General features: G+C 66.2%; 14 protein-coding genes. 4 read left to right on the forward strand and 10 right to left on the reverse strand.

All coding sequences use genetic code 11. The features are described 5' to 3' along the window. Positions 1-352 precede the first annotated feature (352 nt). The gene (locus tag OSH07_RS16525; RefSeq protein WP_266339783.1) at positions 353-628 is read right to left on the reverse strand and encodes a DUF1344 domain-containing protein; all 276 of its coding nucleotides are present in this window, start codon (positions 626-628) and stop codon (positions 353-355) included. A 421-nt stretch (positions 629-1,049) separates the two neighbouring features. Between OSH07_RS16525 and aroC the strand changes: the two genes are divergently transcribed. From aroC to OSH07_RS16540, 3 genes are all read left to right on the forward strand, one after another. Further along, positions 1,050-2,135, forward strand: coding sequence for a chorismate synthase (aroC, locus tag OSH07_RS16530; RefSeq protein WP_266339784.1), 1,086 nt, complete (start codon positions 1,050-1,052; stop codon positions 2,133-2,135). A 21-nt stretch (positions 2,136-2,156) separates the two neighbouring features. Then, positions 2,157-2,444 (forward strand): putative quinol monooxygenase, encoded by a 288-nt coding sequence (locus tag OSH07_RS16535; RefSeq protein ID WP_266339785.1) that lies wholly within the window; start codon positions 2,157-2,159, stop codon positions 2,442-2,444. Positions 2,445-2,549: 105 nt separating this feature from the next. Then, positions 2,550-3,122 (forward strand): NADPH-dependent FMN reductase, encoded by a 573-nt coding sequence (locus OSH07_RS16540; protein WP_266339786.1) that lies wholly within the window; start codon positions 2,550-2,552, stop codon positions 3,120-3,122. 247 nt (positions 3,123-3,369) lie between these two features. On the opposite strand, the gene OSH07_RS16545 is transcribed toward OSH07_RS16540, so the two are convergent. The 9 genes from OSH07_RS16545 to dxs form a co-directional block, all read right to left on the reverse strand. Then, positions 3,370-4,638 (reverse strand): class I SAM-dependent RNA methyltransferase, encoded by a 1,269-nt coding sequence (locus OSH07_RS16545; protein ID WP_266339787.1) that lies wholly within the window; start codon positions 4,636-4,638, stop codon positions 3,370-3,372. Further along, complete coding sequence (locus OSH07_RS16550; protein ID WP_266339788.1) at positions 4,631-5,386, reverse strand: TlyA family RNA methyltransferase; 756 nt, start codon at positions 5,384-5,386, stop codon at positions 4,631-4,633. Before OSH07_RS16550 ends, OSH07_RS16545 begins: the two co-directional genes overlap by 8 nt. A gap of 70 nt (positions 5,387-5,456) precedes the next feature. After that, on the reverse strand, positions 5,457-6,185 hold the full coding sequence (locus OSH07_RS16555; RefSeq protein ID WP_266339789.1) for a class I SAM-dependent methyltransferase: 729 nt from the start codon (positions 6,183-6,185) through the stop codon (positions 5,457-5,459). A gap of 77 nt (positions 6,186-6,262) precedes the next feature. Beyond that, the gene (dmeF, locus tag OSH07_RS16560; RefSeq protein ID WP_266339790.1) at positions 6,263-7,246 is read right to left on the reverse strand and encodes a CDF family Co(II)/Ni(II) efflux transporter DmeF; all 984 of its coding nucleotides are present in this window, start codon (positions 7,244-7,246) and stop codon (positions 6,263-6,265) included. 50 nt (positions 7,247-7,296) lie between these two features. After that, on the reverse strand, positions 7,297-7,566 hold the full coding sequence (locus OSH07_RS16565) for a metal-sensing transcriptional repressor (protein ID WP_266339791.1): 270 nt from the start codon (positions 7,564-7,566) through the stop codon (positions 7,297-7,299). 111 nt (positions 7,567-7,677) lie between these two features. Beyond that, positions 7,678-8,196, reverse strand: a complete 519-nt coding sequence (locus OSH07_RS16570; RefSeq protein WP_266339792.1) for a hypothetical protein — start codon at positions 8,194-8,196, stop codon at positions 7,678-7,680. A 161-nt stretch (positions 8,197-8,357) separates the two neighbouring features. Next, positions 8,358-8,978 carry an SCO family protein gene (locus OSH07_RS16575; RefSeq protein ID WP_277614311.1) on the reverse strand — a complete coding sequence of 207 codons (621 nt, stop codon included), beginning with the start codon at positions 8,976-8,978 and terminating at the stop codon, positions 8,358-8,360. Continuing rightward, positions 8,975-9,478, reverse strand: a complete 504-nt coding sequence (locus OSH07_RS16580) for a copper chaperone PCu(A)C (RefSeq protein WP_266339793.1) — start codon at positions 9,476-9,478, stop codon at positions 8,975-8,977. The genes OSH07_RS16575 and OSH07_RS16580 overlap by 4 nt, the downstream gene beginning before the upstream one ends. 87 nt (positions 9,479-9,565) lie before the next feature. Further along, positions 9,566-11,488, reverse strand: a complete 1,923-nt coding sequence (gene dxs / locus OSH07_RS16585) for a 1-deoxy-D-xylulose-5-phosphate synthase (RefSeq protein ID WP_266339794.1) — start codon at positions 11,486-11,488, stop codon at positions 9,566-9,568. Between the two features lie 157 nt (positions 11,489-11,645). On the opposite strand from dxs, the gene OSH07_RS16590 reads away from it, so the two are divergent. Then, entirely contained in the window at positions 11,646-11,945 is a 300-nt protein-coding gene (locus OSH07_RS16590) for a Dabb family protein (RefSeq protein WP_266339795.1), read from the forward strand. Positions 11,946-12,008 lie beyond the last annotated feature (63 nt).

The following is a 12,008-nucleotide window of genomic DNA, read 5'->3' on the forward strand; positions in this document are numbered from 1 at the left end:
ATGGCTAACAATGAGAACGGATTTCTGTTTGGCAGGTGGATTGTTCACCAAACTTCATTTGCCGTTCAATAAATTGTGATGCTTATCGTAGTCGAAGCTCACCAAAACACTGCGGTGGGATGGCGGCCGGATGGCGCCCGGGCTGCGACTCGCGTCAGCAGGCTGATGTCATCGGTTATAAAATGACGCCCTTATCACTTGGCGGGCCTCGATCTCGGACGCGTGGTTGTCGCCGCGCCGCCTGGAGGGCTTTCGCCGAACGCCAGGCATCGGCGAATCGTGCTCCGGAAACGACAACGGCGCCCGGAGGGGTACCGGGCGCCGTTTTCAGAGAGCAGCGACTACGGGGAGGTCAGTAGTTTCCGTATTCGCCGTCACTCTCCGGGTGGGGATCGAAAGCGGTGATCCCCTGGTTCTGGCCGGTGTAGGTCACACCGACGTTCTGTCCGGGCAGAATGCCGTAGAGCACCGCCGGGTTGGTGAAGGTAAATGTCTGCCCCGATTGCAGCGTCAATGTGCCGTTGGCGACGTTGACGCTCGTGACCGACCCTTCGACTTCTTCGGCGGCGTAGGCGGCGCCCGAGGCAAGGAGTGCGACGGACGCTGCGAAGAGAGCGAGATGGCGCATGATGAGGTCTCCAGTTCCTACCTTGTCAGGCCAGGGTCTGATGACTGTCCCCGAAGGAAAATCTCCGCCCGTCCCTGGTCATATCGGAAGATGGATGCGCCTCATCCGAACTCAATTCACAAGGAGTTCACTTGATTCTGCGCGTCGCCGGCGGGGTAGCCGGCTTTGCTGGCGTGTCTGGCTTCTGCCCTCGTTTCCGTTGGAGATGGCGGCTGGCTTCGCCATTCTCTGGGTCCGATCACGGTTTCGTGAAAGTCGCTTTTGCTGATAATAGCAAAGCTTACGATCAGTGCAAGTGATTGTGTCCCATGCTCATTCCCCATGCACCGTTCGCGCTTCCCGTCCGTCGCGCGAAGCTGGCGTTTGACGGGAGGCCGCCGGCTTTCTAGAACCGGGGCCAATCTTCGGGAGCGGTTCGCCCATGTCGCACAATACCTTCGGCCATCTGTTTCGCGTCACGACCTGGGGCGAGAGCCACGGCCCCGCCCTCGGCGCGGTCGTCGACGGCTGTCCGCCGCGCATCGCCATCTCGGAAGCCGAGATCCAGGCCTGGCTCGACAAGCGCAAGCCGGGCACCTCGCGCTTCACCACCCAGCGCCGCGAGCCCGACGAGGTGCGCATCCTTTCCGGCGTCATGCCGCAGGAAGATGGCACGCTGTTGACCACCGGCACGCCCATCGCGCTCGAGATCCAGAACGTCGACCAGCGTTCCAAGGACTATGGCGACATCAAGGACCGTTACCGGCCGGGCCATGCCGATCTCACCTACGACATCAAATACGGCATTCGCGACTACCGCGGCGGCGGCCGCTCCTCGGCCCGCGAGACGGCGGCGCGCGTCGCCGCCGGCGCGATAGCCCGCAAGGTCGTGCCGGGAATGAGCGTGCGCGGCGCGCTCGTCCAGATCGGCCCGCACAAGATCGACCGGTCGCGCTGGAACTGGAACGAGGTCGACCAGAACCCGTTCTTCTGCCCCGACGCCGAGACGGCGAAGGTGTGGGAGGAATATCTCGACGGCATCCGCAAGGCCGGCTCCTCGGTCGGCGCGGTGATCGAGGTGATCGCCGAGGGCGTTCCGGCGGGCCTCGGCGCGCCGGTCTATGCCAAGCTCGACCAGGATATCGCCAGCCTGCTGATGTCGATCAACGCCGTGAAGGGCGTCGAGATCGGCGAGGGCTTCGATGCCGCGGCGCTCACCGGCGAGGAGAACGCCGACGAGATGCGCATGGGCAATGACGGCAAGCCGCTGTTCCTGTCGAATCATGCCGGCGGCATCCTCGGCGGCATCTCGACCGGCCAGCCGATCGTCGCCCGCTTCGCCGTCAAGCCGACCTCGTCGATCCTGACGACGCGCCGCTCGATCACGGCGAAGGGCGAGGAGGTCGACGTGATGACCAAGGGCCGGCACGATCCCTGCGTCGGCATCCGCGCCGTGCCGATCGGCGAGGCGATGGTCGCCTGCGCCGTCGCCGACCACTACCTGCGCCATCGCGGCCAGAACGGCTGATCGGTCGCGGAGGAGACGGACATGAGCGTCGTGCGGGTCGGTGAATTCAGGGCGGCAGAGGGCAGGGCGGACGCGCTGGCGGCGTCTCTCGCCTCGATCCGGCCGATCATCCTCGGCTCCGAAGGCGCGGTCTCCTGCGAGATACTTCGCGATCGGGCCGACCCGGGCCGTTTCCTGGTGATCGAGCACTGGCAGACCACCGAGGCGCACCAGGCCTCGGTGAAGAACATCCCGCCCGAGATGTTCAAGACGGCGATGGCGCTGTTCGCCGAACCGCCCAAGGGCAGCTATTTCGACGGCCTCGCCTGAGCGGCGGGGAGCTGAAACGGTTGACGGACCGTTCACTGCACGGCGTTCTGATAAGCCCTATATATGATCTTATAGGCTTATTTGACCTGCACAGGACGTTTCGTTTTGCTCAAGCTTCAAACCATTGTCGCGTCGACCCGCCCGGGCCGCGCCGGTCTCTCGATCGGCAGCTGGTTCCACGACGTCGCCGCGGCGCGCAAGGATTTCCAGGCCGGCCTGATCGACTTGAAGGCGGTCAACCTGCCGCTGTTCGACGAACCGCATCACCCGCGCATGCTCCAGTATGTGCACCAGCACACCAAGGACTGGAGCGCGACGATCGACGCGGCCGACGCCTTCGTCATCGTGATGCCGGAGTACAATCACGGCTTCACCGCCTCGATCAAGAACGCGCTCGACTATCTCTCGCATGAATGGGCCGACAAGCCGGTCGGCTTCGTCAGCTATGGCGGCGTCTCGGCCGGCACCCGCGCGGTGCAGCTTCTGAAGCCGGTGACCTCAGCGCTCGGCCTGGTCGCGGCAGGCGAGGTCAACATCCCGTTCTTCGCCCAGTACCGCAAGGACGACGCCTTCGCGCCGCCGGAGAGCTTCACCGATTCCGCCAACCTGATGCTGGACCGCATCGCCAAGGTTGGCGCCACGCTGAAGGCGGGCCGCAAGGAACTGGTCGCCGCCTGAGCGGCGGAGCCTTTGGACGAATGAAAATGGCGGCCGATGGCCGCCATTTTTGTGTCAGGCTGTTCTTCACCTCTCCCTGAGGGAGAGGTCGGAGCGAAGCTCCGGGTGAGGGTTTAGGGAACCTCCGGATGAGGCTCTGGGGACGGAGGTTGGCCGGCAGCGCCGTAAACCCTCACCCGCCGGCCTGCGGCCGTCGACCTCTCCCTCAGGGAGAGGTGAAGGCCAGGCCTCGCCCGCCCCAAAAAACTTAGCTCAGCTTGACCCGCCGGGTCGTGCTTCCCTTGCGGGCGAGCTCGAAGGTGGCGACCACCTCGATATGGCCGGACCACAGGAACTGGTCGACCGGCGTGACGCGGGTCAGCCTGTAGCCGCCGTCGATCAGGATGCGGGCATCGCGCGCCAGCGTCGCGGCGTTGCAGGAGACGCCGACGATGCGCGGCACCGCGGATTTCGCCAGCATCTCGGCCTGCGCCTTGGCGCCCGCCCGCGGCGGGTCGAACACGACGGCCTGGAACGGCTTCAGCTCCGGCGGCGCCATCGGGTTCAGGAACAGGTCGCGCCGGCGCATCGTCACGGCCTTGATGTTCTTGGAGAAGCGCATCGAGCGGTCGAGCGCCTGTAGCAGCCTGGCCTCGCCCTCGACGGCGAGCACGGGGAAGCGCCGCGCCAGCTTGAGCGTGAAGGTGCCGATGCCGGAGAAGAGATCGAGCACCGGCCCGGACTTGCCGACCGCCGCGTCGACGAGATCCGCCATACTCTTTTCCGAAGGCGCCGTCGCCTGCAGGAAGCCGCCGGGGCTCGGATAGAGCACGATCGGATCGTTGCGGAGTTCGGGCACGCGGCTCATGACGATTTCCGCGCCATCGACCGTCAGCCGGCAGATCGAGCCGTCCGTCGCGGCGCGGCCGAGCGCCTCATAGTCGGCACGGCCAGGCTTGCGGGCGCCTTCGAGTGAAACGTCGAGGCCCGTATCGGTCGAGACGACGGTCATGCGGGCGCGCTTGCCCTGGTCGACGAGGCGGTTGGCCAGCGCCGCCAGCTTGTCGCGCCGGTTCTCGATCTCCGGCACCAGCAGCGGGCATTCCTCGATCGCCAGCACGTCGTGGCTGTCGCGCTTGTTGAAGCCGAGCACCAAGGCCTTGTCGTCGCGCGCGAGCGTGAAGACGGCGCGGCGGCGCGTATGCGGAGCGACCGGCACGACCGGGTCGACCTCGGTCTCGATGCCGCGTTGGGCGAAGGCGTGGACGACGAGCTCACGCTTCCAGGCCTGGTATCTCTCCGGCGCCCAGTGCTGCAGCGCGCATCCGCCGCAGACGGTGAAATGCTTGCAAGCCGGGTCGATGCGGTCGGGGCTAGGCCGGACGATCGAGACCAGATGACCGCGTTCGCCCTCGATCTCGGCGGTGACGACTTCGCCCGGCAGGGTGAAGGGCACGAACACCTTCTGGCCGGAGGCGGTCTCGGCGATGCCGTCGCCCTCATGGCCGAGGGAAGTGATGGTGAGGGTCTCAGCCATGGGCTTTGTCTTTCCTAACGCCGAGCAGGAATTCGTGATTGCCGTCGCCGCCGGCGATCGGGGAGGGGATGAGTCCATCGACGGTCCATCCCGGCTCCGTGGCGATCCAGTCGACGATGCGCTGGACGGCAGCCTCGCCTTCCAGCGGATCGCGAACCAGGCCGCTTTTGCCGATGCCGTCCTTGCCGACTTCGAACTGCGGCTTGACCAGCAGGATCGCCCAACTGCCGGGCTCGGCCAGTTCGAGAGCCGGCGGCAAGGCGAGGCGGAGCGAGATGAACGACACGTCGCAGACGATGGCGTTGAACGGCTCGCCGATATCCTCTTCGGTCAGATCGCGGACATTGAGGCCCTCGCGCATGGTGACGCGCGAGCGGCTTGCGACGCGCGGATGCAACTGGCCATGCCCGACATCGAGCGCATGGACATGGCGCACGCCGCGTTCGAGCAGCACCTCCGTGAAGCCGCCCGTCGAGGCGCCGAGATCGAGCGCCGTCCGGTCGGTCGGATCATAGCCGAAATGGTCCAGCCCGGCGACGAGCTTCAGCGCGGCGCGCGAGACATAGCGCTGCGCCGGGTCGTCGATCTCGAGCGTGGCGTTGGGGCGGATCGTGGCGGCGGGCTTGGTGATGAGCACGCCGTCGACGCGGACATGGCCGCGCAGGACAGCGTCGCGCGCCTTGGCGCGCGAGGCGACAAGCCCGCGGGCCAGCAGGACCATATCGAGGCGGTGTGTGGTGTCGTTCATGCGGCGAGTGATGGCGCGCGCGACGCCCGAGCGCAAGCGCTATCGGGCCGCAGGCGGGCGAGGACGGGGCTTATCGGTGGGCGGCGATCAGCATCATCATCGGCCGATCGCGCTCTTCGGCGAGCGAAGGCTCCGCCGCGATTTCGGCGTCCGTCGGTCCCCACTCCTCGAAATGGGTGATGGTGAAGCCCTGCCGGATCATCGCGTTCAACTGGGTGCCGATGGTGCGGTGATGCTTGATGACGCCCTTGGCGAGCCAGTCGGTCGTGCGCGGACCCTCGGCGCTGTAGCGATCGATCGGCCAGGTGCGGCGGCCATCGGCATCGATCCCCCAGCCGGGATTCGTCGGCGCCATGTAGATCGGGTGCTCGATCGAGAAGACGAGCCCGCCGCCGGGGGCGAGCGCCCGGTGAATCGTTGCCAACAGCCTCGGCAGATCCTCGATGTAGTGCAGCGTCAGCGAGCTGTAGACGAAATCGAAGCCCGCCTCCGGCAGTTCCAGCGTCTCGAGATCGGCGCGCTCGTAGCGGATCGCCGGGTCGGCGGTCATCGAATTGGCGCGGGCGAGCATCGCTTCCGACACGTCGAGGCCGAGCACCGAGGCCGCGCCCTGTTCGCGGGCATGGCGGCAGAACCAGCCATAGCCGCAGCCGAGATCGACGACGCGCAGGCCCGCGAGGTCGGGCAGGAGAGCGCGGATGGCCGGCCATTCGGCGGCGCCGGCGAGGCCTTCGACGGAGCGGCGCAACTGGCTGTAGCCTTCGAAGAAGGCCGGATTGTCGTAGATGTTCTGCGTCATGCGCTCGTTCTCCATCCGGGCGGTGGCCGGATGGCGTCGTCTAGCATGAAATGCCAGGCAACGCGCCCGGGAGCGGCTCAGCCGGGCCGGGCGCGCTCGACCTCGACCGTCACATGCGACAGGCGGCCGAGATTGGACAGCCGGTGTCGATAGGTTTCGGGCGAAGCCGGATTGGCCGAGACGAGGCTGATCACCGCCGCGTTGTGGCCGGGGCCGACGCGCCAGAGATGCAGGTCGGTGACGCGGCTGCCGTCCCGCTCGATCGTGGCGCGCATGGCGGCGGCGAGCTTCGGGTCGGGAACGGTGTCGACGAGGATGCGGCCGCTGTCGCGCATCAGCTGGATCGACCAGCTGGCGATCAGCACGGCGCCGAGGATGCCGACGGCGGGATCGAGCCAGACCCAGTTGAGAAGCTGTCCGGCCAGGAGCGCCGCGATGGCGAGCACGGAGGTCGCGGCGTCGGCGACGACATGCAGATAGGCGGCGCGCAGATTGTGGTCGCGCGCCGCGCCATGGGCGTGGTGATGATGATGATGATGATCGTGGTCGTCGTGATCGCCATGGTCATGGTCATAGGCGTGTGGCGCATGGCTATGGCCGTGCGCATCGCTCTCATGCAGCAGCGCGGCGCTGACGAGATTGACGACGAGGCCGATGACGGCGACGGCGATCGCCGGGCGAAAGTTGATCTCGACCGGCGAGGTCAGCCGCCAGGCCGCGTCGACGGCGATCAGCAAGGCGATCATGCCGAGAATGACGGCGCTGGCGAAGGCGGCGAGATCGCCGACCTTGCCGGTGCCGAAGGTGAAGGCCGGATCGTGCGCGTGGCGGCGGGCGAAGCGATAGGCGAGCGCCGCCACCAGCAGCGCCCCGGCATGGGTCGACATGTGGAAGCCATCGGCGAGCAGCGCCATCGAGCCATAGGCGTAGCCCGCGACGATCTCTGCCATCATGGTGAGTGCCGTGATGGCGACGACGATCATCGTCCGGCGCTGGTTGCGGTCATGCGACGCGCCGAGGAAGACGTGGTTGTGCCCGCCGAGGCTTTGCGTTGCGTTCATGATGGCTGCTCCTGCCGGCGATCGGTCCGGGCGCGCCGGAACGGCCGGTCTCAAAGATATTTGCTGACTTCCTTGATCTCGGAGACGAGCGCGCGCGCCTCGTCCGCCGGCAGGGCGCTGGCGGCGGCGCCGAGATGCTCGTCGATGTGGTGATGGATCAGCGTGCGCTTGGTGCTCTCGATCGCCTTGATCACCGCCTGCATCTGCTGGGCGATCAGCAGGCAGTCGCGGCCTTCCTCGACCATGGTGATGACACTGGCGAGATGGCCGGAGGCGCGGCGCAGCCGCTGCATGATTTCGGGGTTCTGGGCGTGGCTCATGTCAATATCCTATCCTGGGGGAGGGGATATGGGAAGTGGGAATTCCGGGACGGGGAGGAAAGATAGGGGTGCGTGCGCGGCTAGGATGTCAGTCGCAATGACGCATGAATTTCAGCAAGGAAGCGCTGCCAGAATGCCAAACACAGCGGCTAAGCACAGGAGTGCGGCCACAAGGACTTTTGAGCGGCGCTTGGCGATACTGTTGTCTAATGCTTCCTGCTTCACGGACTGCGTCATTTCCGCGAAGCTTCGTTCGATCAAAGCGGTCTGAAGCAGTCCATCGTCGCTAGATATTTTCCTTGGCGTCAGCCCGATGATGGATCGGCTCTTGTCGTGAAACTTGCCGAGTATCGCTGCCTGGAGCCGCAAGGCTGACCGCCGTCCTCGGTTCCAGTCTCTGAAATCAGCGGCAACAATCTCTGACGACGAAATGAGAGGAGACGGCTTGGCCAGTCCGGGCTTTCTGCTGGCGTCGAGCATCGTCTTTCGATCCCGCTCGATAGATCTGAGCCGCATCGCAATTATTCGACCTGCCCAATTTTCGATAAGTGCAATGAGGCCCGCGAACAATCCAGCAAGGATGCTGGCAATAGCAAATGCAAAACTCGGGATCCCGACGATCTCGCACATTCCTGTCCCCCACAGGAGCTGGTTCGACAGGCTAGAATCGAGTGTCTGTCTTCCTCTGCATTATCATCAAGCACGATGGCAAAGCGTATAGAATTCGAAGCAGCGTTGCCGGGGCAGACTTTTAGCTGAAACGGTGCAGCCATCCGGTCAGCCGGAACGGCTCAGCCGGCGACGAGACGCTTCAGCTTGGCCATGATCGTTTCGTCCTTCTCGTGGTAGTCCACGGTGCCGACGAAATTGGCGTTGGAATCGAGCAGGTATACCGAGGCCGAGTGGTCCATCGTGTAATCCTCGCCGTCGCCGACCTTCTTCGAATAGACCTTGTAGGCCTTCAGGATGCCGTCGATCTGCGGCCGGCTGCCGGTGAGCCCGATGATCCGCGGATCGAAGGCCTGGAGATAGTTGTTCATCTGCTCCGGCGTGTCGCGCTCCGGGTCGACGGTGACGAAATAGACCTTGAGCTTGTCGCCGTCGGGACCGAGCTGCTTCAGCCACTGCGTCGCCTGGAACAGGGTGGTCGGGCAGACATCGGGGCAGAAGGTGAAGCCGAAGAACACGGCCGAGGGGTGGCCCTTCAGCGCCGCCTCGGTGACGGGCTGGCCCTTCTGGTCGACGACCGAGAATGGTCCGCCGATCGCGCTCAGCTGCAGGCCGGGACCCGTCTTCGGCATGAAGGCGAAGCCGGCGATGGCGATGACGGCCACGGCGACCAGGCCCCACAGGACGTAGCGGATGGTCCGCAGCGTGTTGCGGTTGCCGCCCTTCTTGCTCGCATCGGTCATTGCGTGGCGTCCCCGGAATGCATGTCGTGCATCGAATGGTCCTTCGCCGGGCCGGCGGCGCCGATCGGCGAGATGGTCAGCGTGACCTCGACCGCGCCGGCCTTGGCGAAGGTCAGCGTCAGCGGCACGGTCTCGCCCTGGACGAAAGGCGCCTTCGGGCGGATGAACATGACGTGGTAGCCGCCGGGCTCCAGCGTCAGGGAGCCGCCGGCCGGGATCTCGACACCCTCGCTGGCCTGACGCATCGTCATGACGCCGTCTTCGGTCTTCATCAGATGAAGCTCGGTCTTCTCGGCGACCGGCGAAGCGACCGAGACGAGCGTGTCGGGCTCGGCGCCGGTGTTCTTCACCGTCAGGTAGCCGCCGCCGACGCGGGCGCCGGGCGGAGTCGCGCGCGCCCACGCCTCGCGGATGACCAGGGGACCGGCGGTCACGTCGGCGAGCGCCGGAGCGGCCAGCGAGGCGGCGAGAAGGAGGGAGAGGGCGATGCGCTTGATCATGGCGCAGAGATAGCCCCGCACCGCAAAGTTTGAAAGCGCGGCGGACTGCCGCGCGCACCGGTCGATCGGGCGGGCGACGGGGCCGGCTCAGGCCAGCCGGATCGCCGCCGCCTCGTCGCCGCGGCCGAGCGCCTCGAACACGGTGGCGACGATGCCGCGCGCGTCGAGGCCGCTGGAAGCAATCATTGCCTCGGGCTTGTCGTGGTCGATGAACTCGTCCGGCATCACCAGCGTGCGGATGCGCAGTCCGCGATCGAAGGCGCCGGCGCCGGCCAGGAAGGCCAGCACCTGGCCGCCGAAGCCGCCGGTGGCGCCTTCCTCGACCGTGATCACGACTTCGTGATTGCGCGCCAGGTCAAGCACGAGGCGCGTATCGAGCGGCTTCGCGAATCGCGCATCGGCGACCGTGGTCGACAGGCCGTAGGTGTCGAGCTCCTCCGCCGCCTTCATGGCGTCCTTCAGGCGGGTGCCGAAGGAGAGGATCGCCACCTTGGAACCCTGTCGGACGATGCGCCCCCTGCCGATCGGCAGGACCTCGCCGCGTTCCGGCATGTCGATGCCGACGCCTTCGCCGCGCGGATAGCGGAAGGAGGAGGGCGCGTCGTCGATGGCGACCGAAGTCGCGATCATGTGCACCAGCTCTGCCTCGTCGGACGGCGCCATGACGATCATGCCGGGGAGCGCCGTCAGGAAACCGGTGTCGAACGACCCGGCATGGGTGGCGCCGTCGGCGCCGACGAAGCCGGCGCGGTCGATCGCGAAGCGGACCGGCAGCTTCTGGATCGCCACGTCATGAACGATCTGGTCATAGCCGCGCTGCAGGAAGGTCGAATAGATCGCGCAGAACGGCTTGTAGCCCTCGGTGGCGAGGCCGGCGGCGAAGGTGACGGCGTGTTGCTCGGCGATGCCGACGTCGAAGGTGCGGGTCGGGAAGGCCTGGCCGAACAGGTCGAGGCCGGTGCCGGACGGCATCGCCGCCGTGACGGCGACGATCTTGTCGTCGGCCTCGGCCTCCTTGACCAGCGCCTCGGCGAAGACGCGCGTGTAGCTCGGGGCGTTCGGCGTCGCCTTGGCCTGCTTGCCGGTGATGACGTCGAAGCGGTTGACGCCGTGATACTTGTCGGCGGCCGCCTCGGCCGGGGCGTATCCCTTGCCTTTCTGCGTCACGACATGCAGCAGGATGGGGCCTTCCGGCGCATCGCGCAGATTGCGCAGCACGGGCAGCAGGTGGTCGAGATTGTGGCCGTCGATCGGGCCGACATAATAAAAGCCGAGTTCCTCGAACAGCGTGCCGCCGGTGAAGAAGCCGCGGGCATATTCCTCGGTCTGTTTCGCCTTTTCGTGGAAGAAGCGCGGCAGCTTGCGGGCAAGCTGCTTCGCCGCCTCCCGGAACGAGCGATAGGCGCGGCCGGAGACGAGGCGCGCCAGATAGGCCGACATGGCGCCGACGGGCGGCGCGATCGACATGTCGTTGTCGTTCAGGATGACGATCAGTCGCGAGCGCTGCGCGCCGGCATTGTTCATCGCCTCATAGGCCATGCCGGCCGACATGGCGCCGTCGCCGATCACGCACACGACGGCGTTGTCGCCCTCGGAAAGGTCGCGCGCCACCGCCATGCCGAGGCCGGCCGAAATCGAGGTCGACGAATGCGCCGCGCCGAACGGGTCGTATTCGCTCTCGGATCGCTTGGTGAAGCCGGAAAGGCCGCCTGGCTGGCGCAGCGTGCGGATGCGGTCTCGGCGGCCGGTCAGGATCTTGTGCGGATAGGCCTGGTGGCCGACGTCCCAGATGATCCGGTCGGCCGGCGTGTCGAACACGTAGTGCAGCGCCACCGTCAGCTCGACGACGCCGAGGCCGGCGCCGAGATGGCCGCCGGTGATCGAGACGGCGTCGATGGTTTCGGCGCGCAGTTCCGCCGCCAGCTGCGCGAGCGCGCTCTCCGGCAACTTGCGGAGGTCGGCGGGCGTTGCGACGGTATCGAGAAGGGGCGTATCGAGCTTGCCGGTCATCTATCGAGCGTGACTGTTACATGAACGGGGCACGGTTACACGACGCAGCCGCGAGTGGCAACGCGCGCGGCCAGTCAAAGGCGCGGCCAAATCCCGCGTGGTTGCGCGCGGGTCCGTGGCCGTTACTGTGGCCGCATCACGCATTCGAGGGAACAGCATGATCCGGCACACCGTCGTCTTCCGGTTGAAGCACGCGAAAGATTCCGAAGCAGAGCAGGGCTTTCTGGCCGAGGCGCTGGTGCTTGCGGAGATCCCCGGCGTCGAGCGATTCGAGCAGCTTCGCCAGGTCAGCCGCAAGAACGATTATGATTTCGGCTTCTCGATGGAGTTTGCCGACGAAGCGGCCTATGCCGGCTACAACGACCACCCGGTCCATGTCGCCTTCGTCAGGGATCGCTGGATTCCCGAGGTGGAGTCGTTCCTCGAGATCGACTATGTCCCTCTGACGGGCGCCTGACGCCTGCATCGCGGCGGCGGGCATCCGTGCCTGTCGCCAGGACTTTTGCGCGCCGCTCGCCCG

Origin of the sequence: Kaistia nematophila, assembly GCF_026343855.1 — a bacterium.
GTDB lineage: Bacteria > Pseudomonadota > Alphaproteobacteria > Rhizobiales > Kaistiaceae > Kaistia > Kaistia nematophila.